At 31.0% G+C, this 21,382-nt stretch carries 9 protein-coding genes; all 9 read left to right on the top strand.

Annotated elements, in window-relative coordinates; genetic code table 11:
* Positions 1–197 precede the first annotated feature (197 nt).
* The 9 genes from H2O64_RS19500 to H2O64_RS19460 all read left to right on the top strand — a co-directional run bounded on the left by H2O64_RS19500 (position 198) and on the right by H2O64_RS19460 (position 21,341).
* Positions 198–1,802, top strand: a complete 1,605-nt coding sequence (locus H2O64_RS19500; RefSeq protein ID WP_187563907.1) for an MBL fold metallo-hydrolase — start codon at positions 198–200, stop codon at positions 1,800–1,802.
* Positions 1,803–1,949: 147 nt separating this feature from the next.
* Complete coding sequence (locus H2O64_RS19495; RefSeq protein ID WP_187563906.1) at positions 1,950–2,687, top strand: serine O-acetyltransferase; 738 nt, start codon at positions 1,950–1,952, stop codon at positions 2,685–2,687.
* Between the two features lie 33 nt (positions 2,688–2,720).
* Positions 2,721–11,393 (top strand): non-ribosomal peptide synthetase, encoded by an 8,673-nt coding sequence (locus H2O64_RS19490; protein ID WP_187563905.1) that lies wholly within the window; start codon positions 2,721–2,723, stop codon positions 11,391–11,393.
* A 36-nt stretch (positions 11,394–11,429) separates the two neighbouring features.
* On the top strand, positions 11,430–17,834 hold the full coding sequence (locus H2O64_RS19485; RefSeq protein ID WP_187563904.1) for a non-ribosomal peptide synthetase: 6,405 nt from the start codon (positions 11,430–11,432) through the stop codon (positions 17,832–17,834).
* Between the two features lie 166 nt (positions 17,835–18,000).
* Complete coding sequence (locus tag H2O64_RS24390; protein ID WP_187563903.1) at positions 18,001–18,165, top strand: carbamoyltransferase N-terminal domain-containing protein; 165 nt, start codon at positions 18,001–18,003, stop codon at positions 18,163–18,165.
* A 48-nt stretch (positions 18,166–18,213) separates the two neighbouring features.
* Positions 18,214–18,459, top strand: a complete 246-nt coding sequence (locus H2O64_RS19475) for a hypothetical protein (RefSeq protein ID WP_187563902.1) — start codon at positions 18,214–18,216, stop codon at positions 18,457–18,459.
* Between the two features lie 14 nt (positions 18,460–18,473).
* Positions 18,474–18,704, top strand: coding sequence for a carbamoyltransferase C-terminal domain-containing protein (locus H2O64_RS23990; RefSeq protein ID WP_235982955.1), 231 nt, complete (start codon positions 18,474–18,476; stop codon positions 18,702–18,704).
* A 91-nt stretch (positions 18,705–18,795) separates the two neighbouring features.
* Positions 18,796–19,509 carry a thioesterase II family protein gene (locus tag H2O64_RS19465; RefSeq protein ID WP_215907196.1) on the top strand — a complete coding sequence of 238 codons (714 nt, stop codon included), beginning with the start codon at positions 18,796–18,798 and terminating at the stop codon, positions 19,507–19,509.
* Between the two features lie 200 nt (positions 19,510–19,709).
* Positions 19,710–21,341, top strand: coding sequence for a cyclic peptide export ABC transporter (locus H2O64_RS19460; RefSeq protein ID WP_235982953.1), 1,632 nt, complete (start codon positions 19,710–19,712; stop codon positions 21,339–21,341).
* Positions 21,342–21,382 lie beyond the last annotated feature (41 nt).

The raw sequence follows: 21,382 nt of genomic DNA, 5'->3' as shown, positions 1-21,382 counted from the left end.
TTTGGAGAAAATAATTTAGGCTACTAAACTGAGTTTCTCTCAAAACCTCCCTGTGCTAAAAGAGCGCTATTTTCGGAAAAATTCGTACACGCTTCTTATCCAAAAACTATAAAATCACGTTACTCGCTTTACGATTACTACTCGTAACACACAAAAACGCGTAGAAATCTATTTTAGAAACAATAAAATACAACAAAATGAAAATCAAAAATGACGATTTAGTTTATATAAAAGAAAATTTAGTCATTGAGCCTTTAGTCAATAACTGGTATGCTTGGCCTCACTTAATTCCTCCAGCAACCACAGCTTTAAATTTAAAAGAAAGGCACTTAAAAATAATGGCATCCTATATTGATACGCCACAAATTCATGCAGCTGCGGTTAAAGATCCAAGAATGTTAGGAGGCCCATTCATAGATTATAATGGTCAACGAGTTTCTGAAATACAGCAATTGCATGACGAAACCTTAGACGAATGTGATGATCTCTTAACACTATGCAATGCAATTTCTGAATTAAATGAACTCTTGGCGCCAATGAGTGGAATGTCTTTAGAACCTATCTATGAAAAAGTTCCAGATGTTTTAAAAGGATACGTAGAACTTTATTACGATCTTAATAATAATGCGTCATACCGTTTTTATGAAGAACTCTTATATGAGAGTGAATTTTACAAAGAAAACTTACAATCATTCAATTTGTTTTTAGTTCAAGATGATGATTCCAGAAACTTTGTATTAAGTACGCCACGATTAAGTACACCAAAAACCATACGATTTAACATTCCATTCAAAGATTCACGAATAGATACCTTGTTTGGAATGACTCAAACTCCTCTAACATTTGGTGAAATCACAAAAATGATGGAAGTACATGCTGATGATGTAGAATTATTCAGCACTTTTTTCACCACAGAAACACCAAAAAAATATACGAAATATGACGGAGAAGGAATGTTGACAAGATACTTTGGTCATGCTTCCATATTAGTAGAAACAAAAGACATATCCATATTAGTTGATCCTGTAATTAGTTATGGCTACGAATCTGATATATCGCGATTTACGTTTTCCGACCTGCCAGAAACGATAGATTATGTACTTTTTACACACAATCATCAAGATCATATTTTATTTGAAACCTTACTGAGAATTCGACATAAAATCAAAAATATTATTGTTCCTAAAGCAAATGGAGGAGAGTTGCAAGACCCTAACGTTAAAACGATGCTTAACAAAATTGGATTTACGAATGTAATTGAACTTGGGGTTTTGGAAAAATTGGAGCTTTCAGATTGTTCAATTATGGGACTACCATTTTTAGGAGAACATTGCGATTTAAACATCAAAAGTAAATTATGCCATTTGGTAAAATTCAACAAAGGACATCAAATTCTTTTTGTTGCAGATTCCAGTAATCTTGAGCCTGAGGTTTATAAAAAAGTTAGTAAAGTAACTGGAGATATAGAAGCAATTTTTCTAGGAATGGAATGTGATGGCGCTCCTTTATCTTGGTTATATGGACCTTTATTGCCAAAGCCAGTAAAAAGGGAAGAAGATCGATCAAGAAGACTCTCAGGATCCGATTTTGAACAAGCAAAAAGTCTCATTGAAATTTTTAACCCAAAAGATGTCTTTGTATATGCTATGGGAATGGAACCTTGGCTTAAATATATAACCTCTGTAAAATACACAGAAGAATCACGCCCTATTATAGAATCCAATAAACTATTAGAATATTGTGAAGCCAACGGAATAGAAGCTGAAAGGCTATTTGGCGAAAAAGTAATCACATACAATTAAGTCTTTAGAATCAGTATATATATAGCAATACATGTGATTTTAAATTCATGTTACTTCTTTAAAACCGAACGTTTTATCCCAAAATGACAACTATCTTTTTACTGTAACTATAAAGTTGAACAGTATTGAATTGACAACACAAAAATTATGAATAGCAATAAATCTAATTTACTTTCTTCAGAAGAAATTGTAAATACTTTTAAAGGTTCTGATGATCATGTTTCTTTAGAACAAATAAAATCTGATATCAACATTCTATATAACAAACTATGTGCAGAACTAGTTGCGTTAAACGTTCTTTTTACTGAAGATATTTTAAATAAAACGGCTGCTTTAATATATGATGATTTATATGCAAGAGTAAAGCAAGATCCGATAGCCATAACGCCTTTTTTAATCTATACGATATCAAAATCTTTTAAAGTCATTTTTTATTACAGAATCGCTAATGCGGTTTCTTATTTTAATCATGAAGATTTTGAAACTAGTAAAATTTGCAAATACTATTCTTATTTGCTTTCTGAAGTAGCTGCGAAGGACACAAAAATAGAAATACATCCAGAAGCGATCATAGGAGAAAGATTTGTGATAGATCATGGAGTAAATACTGTGATTGGCGCAACATCAATTATAGGGAATGATTGTACAATTTTAAATAATGTCCTACTAGGTGCTAAAAAAATCACATGCAATCCAAAAGGCAAAAGACATCCTACCATTGGTAATAATGTAAATATTGCAGGTGGTGTACGCATATTAGGAGCCGTTAGTATTGGCGATAATACGCAAATTGGCCCCGATTGTATGATTATAAATAACATACCAAGCAATTCAACTGTTAGGAAAGAATCATCTTGTCAAATTATCAAAAGAAACCTATTGTAAGACATGTATATGTAAAACCACTCATGATGCATTATGAATAATATAGAACAAAAAAAAATATACAACTATTGGAGAAGAAAATTAGGAGGTACTCCTGTAATAACAAATGATTTTTCTAAGTCAATCTGTATAGAAAAAACGTTAATTAAAGACGAAGACCTCTCTTATTTTAATCAAATAACTGGTCGTAATAAATTAGCCGAACACAGCATTTTAATTATCATTTTCAATATACTTTTACAACGGTATTTTGCAAGTAATGAGCTTATTTTTTCACTAGGAATGGACGAAAATAAAGCTCCGTTACTGTATAAATTCAGCGCTATAAAAGGAAAAACGCTCAAGCAATATATTCAAGAATCGAAAAAAGAAATCCAAGACGTCTATACAAATGGTAACTACGCAGAAGAAGTAAAAGAAAATTATTCTTTTGAGCAATATACGCCCTATGCGTTTTGTTACAGAACAACACTGGAGTCTTCTTCATCATTTCCTTTTTGTCTAAATATTAATAAAAATGATAACGAGCTCATAATTTCGCTTTCGTATTCAGAAAAATTCATTGATAAGCATGTTTCGAGTCACTTTATTCAGAGCATAAAAAGATGGCTTATTAACCTTAAAAGCTATATAAATAATGATGTAAATACGATTTCTATTCTTTCTGAAAAAGAAAGACATTTACTAGTACATACAGATAATGGTACAAGCACAAACTTTAATAGTGATGAAACCATTGTAAGCTTATTTGAAAAACAGGCAGCTGAAACGCCTAATCAGATTGCTGCAGTTTATAAATCATCGACACTAACGTATAAAGAATTAAACGATACCGCCAATCAATTTGCAAACTATCTTAGAGTTGAATATGATATAGCTGCTGGAGATTTTGTTGCTGTTAAACTTGAACGAACGGAGAAGTTATTAATCACTCTATTGGGGATCTTAAAAGCGGGCGCAGCCTATATTCCGATAGACATTAATTATCCAAAAGAGAGAATTAAATATATAGAAAATCATAGTAAAAGTAGCCTTGTTATTACTGCTAAAAAATTAAAATTATTTTACAAAGACCAATACAAATATTCAAAAGAAAATAGTCAGGTTCGTATGGATGGTAGTCATACTGCTTATGTCATATATACCTCTGGAACCACAGGAAAGCCGAAAGGAGTTGTAATTACTCATAAAAATGTGGCAGCTTTAATATTTTGGGCTTGTAAAGAATTTGACTCTTCAAAGTTTGAGGTGGTTTATGCCGCAACATCTCACTGTTTTGACCTTTCTGTTTTTGAGATGTTCTATACATTATCTATTGGGAAAAAAGTAAAAATATTAACCAATGCTCTTGATATAGAATCAGCATTGAAAAATGATGAAAAAGTACTATTAAATACTGTTCCTTCAAGTATAAGAACCATCATAAATAATGAAAATAGTTTAAAAAACGTTACTGTAATTAATTTAGCAGGAGAAATATTCCCTGTAGAAATAGCTAAAAAACTACTAGAAACTAATGCTGAGGTTAGAAACCTATATGGTCCTTCTGAAGATACTACGTATAGTACGTGTTATAAACTATCTTCTTTAAAAAAATATACTTTCATTCCTATCGGAAAGCCTATAGCGCATACAGAAGCCTATATCTTAGATGATGAATTGCAGTTAGTTCCTGTAGGAGTTGTTGGGAAATTATATTTAGCTGGTGAAGGCGTTGCAAAAGGTTATTTGAATAATGCAGAGTTAACCCAAGAAAAATTTATAGAGAACCCTTTTAACAAAGGGCAACGAATGTATGACACTGGAGATTTGGCTACATGGATGCCCAATGGCATACTAAAATTTTTAGGAAGAAAAGATGATCAAATAAAGTTAAGAGGATATAGAATTGAACTAGGAGAGATAGAGAATGAAATTTTCTCGTCTTCAGAAAACATTCTGCAAGCATCTGTCATTTTAAAAGGCGATATATTAATTGGTTATTACTTAGAAAATAGGCCAATCAATAAAACACACCTTTTTTCATATATAGAAAAGAGACTTCCTTCTTATATGATTCCTAACCAACTCATAAAAGTAGATGAAATTCCTTTAACACCTAATGGAAAAGTAGACAAAAACAAGCTTTCACAAGTAAAAAACCTAGATGATAAAGCAAAGTATATCGCGCCTTCGTCTCAGATCGAAAAAGAAGTAGTTAAAATTTGGGAGTCAGTATTAGGGATTTCCCCTATTGGAATAAATGACCATTTTTTTGAATTAGGCGGGCATAGTTTGATGGTTTCACAAGTTATCAATCTTACCTATAAAAACTTAAACCAAAGAATTACGCATAAAACCTTTTTTAAAAATCCAACAATTAAAGATTTTGCAAAAGAACTTAAAAGCCAAGAATACACATCAATTCCTAAAACAGTTTTAAAAGATGGATATCCATTAACACCTTCGCAACATCGATTGTGGTTACTAAGTCAGTTTGAAGGAGGTGGAATAGCGTATCAAATTTCAGGAGCATTACGATTAAAAAGTAAAATTAATCAACCCAATTTTGTGAATGCATTTAAACAAGTATTTGCGCGTCATGAAATTTTGAGAACCGTCTTCAAGGCTGATGCAGAAGGCGTGATTAAGCAATACGTAATTCCTGAAGATGCGTTTAAATTTGAATTAAAAACGATAGATTTTTCAAATAAAAAGCGCCCTGAAAAATCGGTAAAAGCGTACATTCAAAAGCAAGACAAAAAAGCTTTTAATCTAACAACTCCTCCTTTATTTAAAATTGCCTTATTAAAAATAGATGAAAATAGCTTTGTGTTTTACTTAGCGATGCATCATATTATTAGTGATGGATGGTCGTTAAATGTATTAACGAACGAAATCGTAACGAGCTATAATTCTTTACAAAATAAAGAAGAAGTTATAAATCTTCCCCAACTTTCAATACAATACAAAGATTATGCAGTTTGGCTGTCAAATAATTTGAATTCACCTTCACATACCGAAGCAGAAAAATACTGGCATAAAAACTTTAGCGAATCAATACCTATTTTAAATTTACCAACGTATCAACCTAGACCACAGGTTAAAACATACGCTGGTAAAATAATTCAACACGATTTCTCAAAGAAATTAATCAAAAAAATAAAGCATGTCTCTCAGGAACAGCAAGCTACATTATTTATGACTTTAATGTCTTGTGTTAGAATGTTACTATCTAGATATAGTAATCAAACAGACATTAGTATTGGAACACCTGTTGCTGGAAGGTCTCATCCAGATTTAGAACCTCAAATAGGATTGTATATAAATACATTAGCAATTCGGACAAAATTTAATACTGATGATCGTTTTTCGACACTATTAGCAAAAGAAAAAGAACAGCTTCAGGCTGCATATACACATCAAGATTTCCCGTTTGATAAACTTGTAGAAAACCTAGCAGTATCAAGAGATACTTCGCGTTCACCATTATTTGATGTCATGGTGGTTTTGCAAAATCAACAGGAGCGTTCATCATTTTATAATGAAGGAGAATTAGTTATAAGTGATTTTGAAACAGTTAGAGAAACAGCTCAGTTTGACTTAACGTTTTCATTTGTTGAGAATGACTCTTTATCACTATTATTGTCATATAACACAGACTTGTATAGTGATTTATTTATAAAAAGAATGACTCGGCATTTAGAAAAGATATTTGAACAAATCACTTCTTCTCAAGAAATAAAACTAAACGAACTAACACTTATTACAAAAGAAGAAAAAAATCAACTTTTTACTGAATTTAATGCAACTACCGAACTCTTCCCACTGGAGAAAACGGTCATAGACTTATTCTATGAGCAAGTGCGAAAAAATCCAAAAAACATTGCTGTAAACTTTGAAAATGAAACCTTGACGTATGCAGCATTGGATGAAAAATCAAGTAGGCTGTCTGTTTTTATACAGCAAAAATATGCGGTAACAAATGGAACATTAGTAGGAATACTTTTAGAGCGTAGCACAGATTTGATAATTTCAATACTAGCAGTTTTAAAAGCAGGTGCAGCGTATGTTCCAATCGATTTAAAATATCCTGAAGAAAGAATCAACTACATAAAAAAAGATGCAGGTATATCCGTATGTATTGATGAAACATTTTTAGCTACATTTAGAAAGAAAGATTCAAATGTAAAACCATTAAAATTAGATAGTTCACCTCATAGTGATGATGTAGCGTATGTTATTTATACTTCAGGCTCCACAGGCAATCCTAAAGGCGTTGTTGTAAAACATAAAAGTCTTACTAATCTATGTTTTTGGCACCAAAAGGCATATCATGTATCAGCGGAAAGCAAAGGAACATTATTCTCAGGAATTGGTTTTGATGCATCTGTCTGGGAAATTTATCCTTATTTAACTGTTGGAGCATCGTTAGTTCCAATTCAAAGTGATGCAATACGTTTTGATGTGGAAGCATTGTCCGCCTTTTTAAAAAATCATCAAATTACGCATGCATACCTTCCATCTAAAATTTGCCAAGATTTTATAGCGAAAGATATTTCAGACCTTGAAACGATCATCGTAACAGGCGGAGAAGCATTAACATATTCTAAAAAAACAAACTTAAAAATATATAATAACTATGGACCTACAGAGAATACTGTAGTGACTACTTTTTTTGATTGTACTTCTATTTCCAAAGAAAATATTCCAATCGGAAAACCTATCAGTAATACAAAAGTGTACATTTTAACAGAAACATTGCAACTTACTCCAATAGGTGTTGTTGGTGAATTGTGTATTTCGGGTACAGGACTTGCAACTGAATATCTGAATCGTCCAACACTTACAACAGAAAAATTTGTAGAAAACCCATATAGAGCTGGAGAACGATTATACAAAACAGGAGACTTAGCACGTTGGTTACCTGATGGTAATATTGAGTTTATAGGCAGAAAAGATACTCAAATAAAAATACGAGGAAATAGAGTAGAGCTAGGAGAAATAGAAGCTAGCATTCTTAAATTTAATGCTGAAATTTCACATGCTATTGTATCTGTAAAAACAGTTAACAGCCATGAAGTATTAGTAGCATATTATTTAACTTCTGAAAGCATTGATATTGAAGAACTAAGAAATTACTTGTCAGGCAGATTACCAATTTACATGGTGCCCAATTATTATAGTAAATTAGAAAAAGTGCCTTTAACGTCCAATGGTAAGATAGATAGAGATAAACTGCCAGTTATTTCAGAATTAGATATTGTGAAAAAACAATATATAGTACCAAATAGTAAGATTGAAATTGAAATTTCAACGATTTGGAAAGCAATTTTAGGCATTCAAAAAATAGGAGTTTTAGATGACTTTTTTGAATTAGGAGGACACAGTTTACTTCTTACGAAATTGCTAAATGAATATCAAAAAACATTTAAAGTAGCTATAACTTTAGAGCAATTATACACAAACACTACGTTAAGGAGTCATGCAAAACTGCTAAATAACACTAGGCATCAAGGCTATAAGATTGAGAAAGCACCATTGCAAGAATATTATAATCTTTCTTCTTCTCAAATGCGATATTGGTTGCTGTATAAGATACAGGGCAAGTCTAAAATATTTAACATCTATAGTGCTTTACAGCTACCTGAGAATGTAGACACAACTATTATGGAGGAATCCTTTAATGAGTTGATGAAACGTCATGAAATTCTGAGAACTGTATTTATAGAAGATAAAGGCGTTCCAAAGCAGCATGTACAACATCCTTCGCCTGTAGAAATTTTATATTGTAACACTAAAGAAGAAGCTGTAGATAAAGTTTTTAATCATGAGTTTGATCTTGATACCTATCCTTTATTTAAAATAGCTATTGTACAAGAGGCACAAACCAATACCTTGTTTTTTAACATACATCATAGTATTAGTGATGGATGGTCAATGAAAATCATACACAGAGATTTAATGGAGTTATATGACTCCGCAATATCAGCAAGAAAACCGAAGCTTTGTAAACTATCAATACAATACAAAGATTACGCACAATGGCAACACAGTTCATTACAATTGCCTGAGATGATAACTCATGAAAATTATTGGAAAAATCATCTTAAAGGAGACTTACCATATTTACAATTACCAACAGATTATGCTACGAAACTAAAAACGACTCAAAAAAATGCTTCATTTCACAAGGTATATATTAGTGAAGAACAGAAACAAAAAATTGAAACTTTAGCAGGTTTAGAAAAGGTAAGTGCGTTTGCATTTTTTGTTGCAACGTTAAAAATCGTATTGCACAGACTAACTTCGGAAGAAGATATTATTATTGGAATTCCAGTCGCAAATCGAAACCACTTTCAGTTAAAAGACAGTGTTGGGTGTTTTATAAATACTTTAATGTTGAGAGATGTTATAACTGATAAAGGATCTTTTAAAGAATGGTTGCAAAGTGTGAGTGCAACATTAACTTCGGCATTGATGCATCAAGAATATCCTTTTGAAATGCTATTAAATCAATTAAATTATAGCAAAGAAGAACATAGTTTTCCAATAAGCCCCGTATTTTTAAATATGATAGATTTTGAATCGGAATCTTCAGAAGCAATACGTGATTTTAGCGCAAGTCATGGCGTATTAGAATCGTCTCCAAAATTTGATTTAGAATGTTACATTAAAAGTTATGAAAACGGATACGCTTTAAATTTTGTGTACGATAATACTCTTTTCAAAAAAGAAACGATAGCGTATTGGGCAGAAGCATATATGTGCGTTATGGATCAGGTAGTAAATAATTTTAAGCAACCTATTCAAAATATAAAACTTTTTGAAAATAACCTTTACAATCAAACAGATTTAAAACCAACACATGAGTTTGTAAAATATGAAAGAGATGAAATTCAGCAGTGTATTACAGAACGATTTGAAAAACAAGTAAAACAATTTCCAAATGACATTGCGATATTTTCTGATGGAAATGAAATTACCTATAAAAGCTTGAATAATCATGCTAATCATTTGGCAAACCAAATACATAATGTAACTAAAGACACAAATAAAAGAAGAGTCGCTTTATTTTTAAATCATGATGAAAGCTCAGTAATAGGTATGTTGGGTACCTTAAAAGCAGGATATTCGTATGTGCCTATTGATGTTGGGACTCCAATAAAAAGAGTTAAGTACATTATTGAAGATGCAGATTGTATGTCAATTGTATGCACTAAAGAAACTGCAAAAAAAGCCCAAGAAGTATTGGAAGAAGTATCTGGTGTGGCTTTAATACAGTTATCTGAAAATGATAATCTTGAAGAAATACCGAACCCAACAGGAAACTCTAATGTGTTAAACGAAGCGTATGTTTTATACACCTCTGGATCTTCGGGAATGCCAAAAGGAGTGATGCAAAACCATAGAAATGTGCTGCATTACATTAGCGTATATACTAACAATATCAGAATTACTCAAAAAGATAAATTAAGTGTTCTTTCAACCTACACATTTGATGCTTCTGTAAAAGATATTTATGCGGCAATTTTGAATGGAGCTTCCGTAAATTTCTATAATGTCTCTAAAAAAGGGATCAATAATTTATCGTCTTGGTTGCGAACTGAGCATATTACAGTATTACATATTATCCCTACTATTTATAGATATTTTTTAAAGGAATTTAATGATAAAAAAATGTTTAAAGATATACGATTGGTTGATTTAGGTGGAGAACCTTGTCATAAAATTGATTTCGATCTTTTTAAAACGCATTTTCCAAAACATGCTTTTCTTGTGAATGATTATGGTCCTACAGAATCGACAATCGTTTCTCAAAAGTTTTTAAATCATACATCCCAAATCATAAAAAATAATATTCCATTAGGAAGTGCTGTAATAGAAACAGAAGTGTTTTTATTGGATGAGAATAATTGCAAAAAAGGAGTGTATCAAGAAGGAGAAATTGCCTTTAAAAGCGAATACCTTTCCTTAGGTTATTTAAACAAAAAAGAACTAACCGAAAAAGCATTCATAACAGACCCAATCACTGGTACTGGAAGAATATACAAATCAGGTGATATTGGAAAAATGCTCCCAACAGGAGAAATAGAGTTTTTACATCGCAAAGACACACAAGTAAAACTTAATGGATTGCGAATTGAACTTTCAGAAATAGAATACAATCTGGAACAAATTACAAACATCGCGGAAGCTATTGTTCTTATCAAAAATATAGAAGAGAATCCACACATAGTTGCATACTTACGAACAAAGGAACAAATAGAATCATCCGAAATAAAAGAACTACTAAGCAAAACTTTACCTAAATATATGATACCCAACATATTTATGGTAATGGAGCACTTCCCGCATACACGCACAGGAAAAATTGAACGAAAATCGTTTCCTACTCCAACAGTATCCGATCTTAAAAAGACACCTTATATACCGCCAAGTACCGATTTAGAAAAGGAATTAATTACTATTTGGAAAGGTGTTTTAAAAACAGACAATTCTGCACAAATAGGAATTAAAGATAATTTTTTCGAATTAGGAGGAAACAGCATACAAGCGGTCATTTTAATCAATGAAATAAACAAAATATATAATACGTCATTTTCAGTAGTAAATCTATACGACACATTAAATATAGAGGACTTAGCCGTTTTACTAAACTTTGCAATACTTCAGAATAAAAAAACGAGTGCGGCAAACCAAGAACAAGATGAAGTGATTTTGTAACGCTTTTTATAACCCAAGCATAGATAAGATATTTTCATGAAAAAAGAATTTTTACAAAAACTTCTTTCATTAGGAGTTCAGTTTGAAATAATTAACAATAACCTTAAGGTTAATGCGCCTAAAGGTGTATTGACCAATGAATTATTGGAAGAAATTAAAAAAAATAAAGCATATCTAACGAATCTTATTACATCAAGTGAATCTATTCCAAAAACCAAAATAAAAAAAGGTTATAATTTAACACCAACACAATATTTTATGTGGTTTACACATGAACACCTTGGAGGGAATAAAGCGTATAATATAGTTGCTTCTTTAAAGCTAAAAGGAAATCTTAACAAGCAACTTTTAGAAAAAGCGTTTCAAAAAGTTATAGAAAGGCATGAAATATTAAGAACAGCTTTTAAAGAAAATAACAAAGGGAAAGTCCGCCAAAGTATTTTGAATAAGGATTCTCTAAAGTTTAAACTTGAAGTTGTCAAATCGCAAAACCTTTCTAAAAAGGAGGTTCATGCGCAAATAAAAGAAAGATATGATGAGGCTTTTAGTTTAAAAAAAGATCTTTTAATAAAAGCATCTTTATTTTCTCTCGAAGAAAAAGAACATATATTACTATTTGTACTTCATCATATTATAGGCGATGGTTGGTCGTTAGAAATACTAACCAAAGAAGTGATGTTAGTTTACAATAGCCTAATTCAAAATAAGGAAATAAAATTAGCAGAATTACCGATCCAATATAAAGATTATGGTGAGTGGTTAACTAAAAAACTTAAAAGTTCTAGTTATGATAAAAAATTAAAGTACTGGAAAGAGCAATTTAAAATACCGCCTCCAGTTTTAGAACTAACAGCTCAAAAGCGTCCAGCTATAAAAACATATAATGGACGTGTGTATTATCATGAATTTTCAGAAGATTTTAGCCATCAGCTAAAAGCATTCAGTAAAGCACATCATACTACATTATTTATGATATTGCTAGGAGGACTAAACGGTATTTTCTCTAAATATACGGGACAAACAGACATTACACTTGGAACAACTGTTGCAGGAAGAGAACATCAGGATTTAGAAAATCAAATTGGGTTATATTCAAATGCATTACCCGTAAGAACACAGTTCAATAAAGAAAACACATTCATTAATTTCATACAAATACAAAAGCAAACACTACTAAATGCTTATGAGAATAAAGAATATCCTTTTACTAAATTAGTAAGTCATCTATCCATTCCAAAAGACCTTAGTAGAGCACCATTATTTGATATTATGGTGCTGTTGCAAAACCACAAAGATTTAGGAATTAGTGACTTAGATGGCGTCAATGATGTTGAGGTTTCAGAATACAATGAAATAGAAAGAGGCGTAAGTCAGTTAGATCTTAGTTTTTCCTTTGTTGAAAAAAAGGAAGGAATATCGTTAAACGTTGAGTATAATACAGATATCTATCAAGAAACCTTTATACAAAATATGTTAGGTCATTTTGAAACGTTTTTAACAGCTGGTTTTGAGAATCCAAATGCACAAATAAAAAATCTTAGTATTATAACGCCTCAAGAAAAAAGTAGCGTTCTAACTAAGTTCAATCAACCAAACACAAACTATGATCCAGGTTGTACTATACTAAGTATTATTGAGTTGGAGGCGAGAAAAAACCCAAATCAAAATGCATTAATTGATCAAAATGAGCACATAACTTACAAAATGTTAGAAGCGCATAGCAATGCATTAGCAGCTCTTCTTGAGGATCAATTTAAAATTGCTAAAGGCGATTTTATCATCATAGAATTGGAAAGTAGCGTTTGGACAATAATCACCATTATTGCCGTATTAAAACTTGGAGCTGTATATGTACCTATTGATCCTAATTATCCAAAAGTAAGAAAAGAGTATATCAAAAAAGATTGCAAATCTAAGCTAACTATTGATACAAATAAACTTGAAAAAATAAAAGCACAACTCCATGAATATAGCACAAAACCTATAAACAAAATAAGTTCAAAAGATCTAGCGTATGTTATATATACTTCTGGGACTACCGGTAAACCTAAAGGAGTACAAATAACACATGAATCCTTTGTGGATTATGCACTTACATTTAAGTCCTATTTCCAATTAACACCTGATGATAAGGTATTGCAACAAGCTAGTATTTCTTTTGATACTTCTATAGAGGAAATATTTCCTATACTAATTAGTGGAGGAACACTAGCAATTCACAAAGATAAACTCAATTTAGACACTTTAATTCAGCTTTGTGAAGATCATGAAATAACATTGTTAAGTACGAATCCTTATGTATTACAATATTTGAATCAAGTATACAAGCAATACAATCTTAAAATACGACTTTTAATTAGTGGTGGAGATGTATTACTATCGCATTACATTGATAATTTACTAAAGGAAATGCCTATATATAATACGTATGGACCAACTGAAAGCACGGTATGTGCCACATATCATAAAATAACAGCTTTAGAAGATAATATTTCTATTGGAAAACCGATTGCGAATAGACACGTTATTATAGTAGATCCAGATTCTACAGAGCTAACGCCTATTGGTATAGTAGGTGAATTATGTATCTCTGGAAAAGGGCTTTCTATAGGATACTTAAACCATCCTAAACTTACCAAAGAAAAATTTGTAGAAAATCCACATAACCCTCATACAGTTATGTATCGTACAGGCGATTTGGGATACTGGAAACCTAATGGAGAAATCGTTTTTTTAAGACGAAAAGATACCCAAGTAAAAATTAGAGGATATAGAATAGAACTCGACGAAATAACGAGCGTTATACAGACAAAAACAGCAATAAAGAATGCAGTAGTACTAAGTAAAGAACTTGCAGAAGAAAAAATACTCGTTGCTTATTTAGAAGGGAGAAACATAAAAATAGATGACCTAAAAAGCATATTACAAGAGCATCTTCCTAATTATATGATTCCTGACTTTTTTGTAGAAGTAGAAACAATACCACTAACAGTAAACGGAAAGATTAATAAAAAAGCGTTACTATCTATAGAGAATTTAAGTACTAAAAGACGTGAATATATTACGCCTAAAAATAAACTAGAATTCCAAATAGTTAAAATATTAGAAAAAATACTAAGAATAGAACAAATAGGAGTAACTGATAGTTTTTTTGAATTAGGAGGTCATAGCCTAAAAGCATTACGACTTATAAATGAGTTGAAAAATACAGGATATTCTCTAAAAGTAAAGGACATTTTTATGTACCCTACAATTAGAGAAATGGCAAAGAAAATCGTTCCGATTTCCAATAAAAAAATAAAATTAGCGCCTCAACAAGAACAGTACCCAGTAACTTCAACACAGCAACGAATATGGGTGTTAAGTCAATTTGAAGGCAGTAGCAAAGCATACAACATCTCTAATGTATTAGCGTTAAAAGGAACTTTAAACATTTCGCTCTTGCAAAAATCTATAGACTTACTAATAGATCGACATGAGAGCCTTCGTACATTCTTTAAAGCTGATGAATCCGGAATGTTAAATCAATATATTTTACAAAATAAACAGGCTAAATGTTCAATCAAAGTACACCAGATAGCAACACAAAATGATATTCCAAAATTAATAGACAAACATATAAATCATGTTTTTAATTTAACGGAAGCGCCTTTACTCAAAGTAGAAATTATAACAATTAGTGAAGAACATTCTTTACTTCTTTTTAACTTACATCATATCATAGGTGATGGTTGGTCTATGGAATTAGTATCCAGAGAGGTTATCACACTATACAATCAATTAAATCAGGGTAGTTCTGAAAAGTTGCCAAGTTTGCCCATACAATACAAAGATTTCGCGTATTGGAAAAACAGTAAATCTCAGCAGGAAAAACTTGTGAAATCAAAAGAATATTGGTTGCAACATTTATCAGGAGATGTACCCATTTTAGAATTTCTAACACCTAAAACGAGGCCAAAAATAAAAACGTATAACGGTTCACAGTATAAACATCTATTCTCTAAAGACTTTACTGCTAATTTGAAAAAAACCACAGAGCAAAACAATGCTACTTTATTTATGGGGTTGATGGCAGGATTAAATGGTTTATTATATAGATACAGCAACCAAAGTGATATAATATTGGGAACACCTATCTCAGAAAGAGAACATTCAGGTTTAGAAAATCAAATAGGACTCTACTTAAATACTTTAGCAATACGAACGCAGTTTGAACCAGCGGATACGTATGAAAGCTTACTAAAAAAACAAAAACAAGTACTTCTAAAAAGTTATGCGCACCAATCGTATCCTTTCAATGATTTGGTTGAGCAATTAAACTTAAAAAGAAACGTGACGAGATCACCTTTATTTGACATTATGGTGGTCTTTCATAATCAAACAGATCTCTTCAAAGAGTCGCCACATCTTCATAACATAGAAGTAACTCCGTATGGAGGCTTGCAAAAAACGACAAGTCAGTTTGACTTAACTTTTTCCTTTGTACAGAAAGAAAATAATCTTATTGTCGAAATAAGCTATAATACAGACATATATACGCTAGATTTTGTTGAAAAAATGGCAGTTCATTTGGAATACTTTATTTCAAGAGGAATTGAAAATCCTTTAGATACTATTTCAAAAATTGAATACCTATCACCTAAAGAAAAAGATAAATTAGTAAACAAAAACAATACAACACTAGCTAACTATTCAAACAATACGACAATTCTGAATCTTATTGAAACCCAAATCAAAAAATCACCAGAAGCTGTTGCAATTCTTAATAAAGAAAAATCAATAACATATAATACCTTACATAATACCTATACTAATTTAGCATATTACCTATTAAAAAAGTATGCTATAAATCCAGGAGATTTTGTGGGTATAAAATTAAAACGCGACGAAAAACTAGTTAGTACTATAATAGCGATACTAAAACTAGGCGCGGTCTATGTCCCAATAGATATGAATTATCCTCAAGAAAGAATAGCGTATATAGAAAAAGATAGTGCTTGTAAAATTGTTATAACTGAAGAATTACTACAAGATTTTGAAAAATCTAATGGCGATGAATTTGAAGGTGAATTACCAGAAATTATACTAAATCCAGATGATTTAGCCTATCTTATATACACTTCAGGATCTACAGGAAAGCCCAAAGGTGTTATGATTACGCATGCTAATGCTGTTGCTTTTCTAAATTGGAGTATCAGAGAGTTTTCAAAAACAGATTTTGATGTGCTTTACGCTGCAACATCACATAGTTTTGACCTATCTATTTTTGAGATGTTCCATCCATTATGCATAGGGAAAAAAATGAGGATACTCACTAATAGTTTATCCATAGTAGATTATCTAGAAAAGGACACGAAAATTTTAATAAACTCAGTTCCTTCTGCAATACAAAACTTGTTGCAAAGAAATGTTTCTCTCAAAAACATAAAAGCAATCAACCTTGCCGGAGAACCGCTTTCTACCGTATTAAGTAATGCGTTACAAAAATATCCTGTGGAACTTAGAAACTTATATGGTCCTTCAGAAACCACTACCTATAGTAGTTGTTATAAAATTGATAAAAGGCACGAACAAACAATTCCAATAGGACAACCTATTGCAAATACCAAAATATATATACTATCTAATGACCTTTCTTTACAAGGAGAAAGTATTGTGGGAGAACTATACATATCGGGAGCAGGATTATCAAAAGGATACCTAAACAAGCCTAAACTTACGCGCAAAAAATTTATACCAAATCCATACATGCCTAATACCAAAATGTATAAAACAGGAGATTTAGCGTATTGGATGCCAGATGGTAACATTGGTTTTGTTGGCAGAGAAGACACCCAAATAAAACTTAGAGGATACCGAATAGAACTTGGTGAAATAGAAAAAGCAGTATTAAAAGAAAAAAATGTAAAAGCTGCCACAGTATTACTCAAAGAGGAATTAGATGAAAAACACATTGTAGCCTACATACAAGGAGATAATTTAAAACTTCAAGACATACGTGCCAATTTGCACCAAAAGCTTCCTAACTATATGATCCCTACGTATTACCATATATTAGATAAAATGCCTTTAACACCTAACGGAAAAATAGACAAAAAAGCATTATTATCCGTAAAAGATGAAGCTATAAAAAACACTAAATATGTAGCCCCTAAAAATGATATAGAAAAAAATCTTATCGAAGTTTGGGCAAAAAATTTAAAAATTGAAGCAGATACATTAGGGATAGAAGATAATTTCTTTGAACTAGGCGGCAATAGTTTACAAGCGGTTATACTGATTAATAACATAAACAAAACATACAATACAAAACTCTCCATAACAGACCTGTTTGAAGCTTTAACTATAAAAGAAGTTGCAGAACTATTAAATTTCTCTATTCATCATACCGAAGAAACAGCTATAGTTGAGCAACATGAAAAAGATGAACTGATTTTATAACACATAAAACAATTATTTATCAATACTATTTTAATAATTAACTAAACACATACACTTATTAACTTTTAAGTGATGTGAGAATTCATGCGACTTCCCTTCGTAACAATAATGAAAAATAAAGAAGGACTGTTTTGTATGAATTGAATTATAAAAAAAATATAGAAAAATGATAATCTTAGGAATAAAATTTACACACGATGGAGCACTAGCTCTAATAGACAATGGGAAATTTATTTTTTCGTATGAAATGGAAAAGATTAATAACAACTTTCGAATACAATCATTCAATTTGTCAATAAATGAAATTAAAAAAATATGGTTACGAGTTTGAACAACTAGATAAAATTGCTTTTGATGGATGGACTGACTCGATCAAAGCATGGGAAAACCCGAGAGCAATCACGCAACTCTTAAAGATGTCTCTCTGGGGAATTTCAAAGTAAATATAAAGCTTGCTGGATACGGTCATTTGCTATCAAAAGAAGAAGATATATTCGGGAAAAAAGAACATTTCATTTCCGATTTAGATATGGAATATGAAAGTTATCGACACATTGCAGGCATTTTTTTGGAGCGTATTGTACTAGTAATTTCGCTAAAGAGAAAAAAGATTCATATATCTTAGTCTGGGATGGAGGAATGCCACCACAACTATTTTATTTCAAATACGAAAATAAAGAAGTATATGAATTATTAAAATGTTATAAAGAAATTTCAGGAATTCCCTTACTATGTAATACTTCTGCAAACTTTAGAGGTAGAGGTTTCTTTTCAAATCTAAAAAGTGCGATTAAATGGGGTAAAGTAAATTACATTTGGTCTGAAGGTATTTTATATACAAAATATAAACTATCAAATAGTACGCTATGAAAGATGTATGAAGCTTTATAATATGGAAGTTTACATTAAAAAAATATAATACAACACAAACAAGTCTACAATTTTTTAATCAAAATATATTTTGCAACTTTTTCTATTACCCTTTGCAGGAGGGAATCGTTTTTCGTATGATTTTTTAATTAAAAAACTAAAAACGAATACCTCCAATATAAAATGTTATCCATTAGAACTTCCAGGAAGAGGAAGACGATTTGGCGAAAAATTAGCACGTGATAAAAAGCTTGCGATAGACGATTACCTTCATCAACTCACAAAACTGAGAGATAAAACGCCATATATTATTTATGGACATAGTATGGGAGCTACCTTAGGATTATCCATAATAAAAAGAATGGAAGAAAAAAATGATGCTCCATTACAATTCATTGCTACAGGAAACGCTGGACCTAAAATAAAAGAGGAAAATGAAGATAAACCTTCTACTAAAAAACACTTGCTCAATGACGAAAAATTTAAAAAAGCGCTCAGAAAATTAGGAGGCATTCCCGACGAGATTTTAGAAAATGAAGAACTATATAGTTTTTTCTCATCAATCTTAAGAGCCGATTTTCAAATTTTGGAAGAAGGAGGAAATGCAGATCAATCTATAATTATCAATACACCAATCTATGCTTTAATGGGCGATCAAGAAAAAAGTGTTAAGCACATAAATAATTGGCAAAAATTCACAAATACTTCTTTTAAAGCGCAAGTGCTAACAGGAAATCATTTTTTCATTCATGAGCACACTGAAACACTAACAACTATAATTTTAAGTACGTATAAAAAAGCTTAAACAACCTGAGCTCGGTATAAAATTATTCGTAACGGATTCTTTTTCCGCTAAAAACACCTCTAGAAAACGAAAATAAATAATTGAAAATAAAATGCTTAACTGGAAATTTTCAAGAAATTCTTAAATTTTTATTTTCTAGAAGTTATATCGAACTCACGTTAAACAAATATTCTATCTAATTACGTGTAAAACTTACTAAAATGAACATGCTAAAATTAAAAATAAAAGACTTTGTCTATTTATTACTATTCGCGATTCCAAATACCTTCTTAAGTTTTGGAATTATATACATAATTAATAATGTATTATCGGGGAATGAGAGATTCCTTAAAGATTATATGATTATTGTGTTTTTAGCGATAGTTTGTTATACATACTTGTTAAACATCATATTTCAAAAAGGGTTAAATAAATATGCTTTTAAAATTTTATACGAGAATGAAAAAAAATTATTTGCTCAAATCTTAAAAGCTCCGCTGATTGCTCTAGAAAAACATGGAACTCAACGGTTTTACACGGCAATGGAAGACTTAAGATTATTTTCAAACTTACCCTATACCGTAACGCATACGGTTACATCAATACTCATGTTAGTTTTAGGAATCATATATATGTTTACATTATCATCGCAAGCAGCCGCTATTGTGTTGTTTTTGATAGCTTTAGTAGCTATTTGTTATTTTGTAGTAATAAATACAATGACCAAACAAGTAGGCGATCTTAGAAAACTAAACGAGCATTACTATAGATATGTAGATGACCTTATTAACGGATTTAAGGAGTTAAAATTAAGTCAAATCCGAAGAAAAAACATTCTAGATCGCTATTTAATCCCAAATAGAAACGAATCAGAAGACTTAGACTTTAAAATAAACTTTGTGTTTTTATCCATTAACTTAATAAGTCAATACGGACTATACTTTGTAATTGCAGTAATCTTATTTGGATTTCCAGCAATGGGCTTACTAGATAGAACAGATGTCATAGCTTATGTTGTGGTAATTCTCTTCATCTCAGGACCTATCAATAGCTTGATTAACTTACAGCAAATGTATACGCGTTTTAAAGTTGCAAATTATAGAATAAAAACCTTCATGAAAGATTTTGAAATAGATGAAGAAATACTAATTGAAGATAAAACGACAACTGTAGCGTTTCAAAATCTATCTTTTAATAACATAGTTTTTAACTATGAAAAAAATAATGAATCAGCAAATTCTTTTACGCTTGGCCCGATAAATCTTGATATAAAAAAGGGAGAAGTCATTTTTGTCGTTGGAGGAAACGGATCAGGGAAAAGTACTTTTATAAATGTTTTAACAGGATTATACAAACCTATTGAAGGTACAATAACAATCAACGGAAAACCAACAACAAACAGTCAAAACGAAATAGCTTCTGTATTTACAGACAATCATATATTTTCTCATAATTATGATCAATACTCACTAGAAGGTAATGAAACATACAAGGAGTTATTAAAACTAATGGAAATGAATCACATCGTTTCTGACGATCAAGAAGAAAGTGCCCGACGAAAGTTCTCTAAAGGACAAAGCAAAAGAATGTCGCTAATTTTTGCTCTCTTAGAGGAAAAACCAATTTTGGTATTAGACGAATGGGCGGCAGATCAAGACCCACATTTTAGAAAATATTTCTACGAAGTGCTTATTCCTAAATTTAAAAAAGAAGGAAAAACTATCATTGCTGTCACTCATGATGATGCTTATTTCCATAAAGCAGACAGAATTATAAAATTTGATTACGGAAAAATTGCAACAAATGTAAAATCTTCCGCTGCATCAAAATCTACACAAAACATTTGGTCATAAACCATGAATTTTTAATGCTTAAAGAAGTTACCAAAACGGTA

The sequence above is a fragment of the Kordia aestuariivivens genome (assembly GCF_014397005.1).
Lineage (GTDB): Bacteria > Bacteroidota > Bacteroidia > Flavobacteriales > Flavobacteriaceae > Kordia > Kordia aestuariivivens.
Note: the sequence above shows the minus strand (reverse complement) of the source record. Positions and strands in the feature narration are given on the sequence as shown.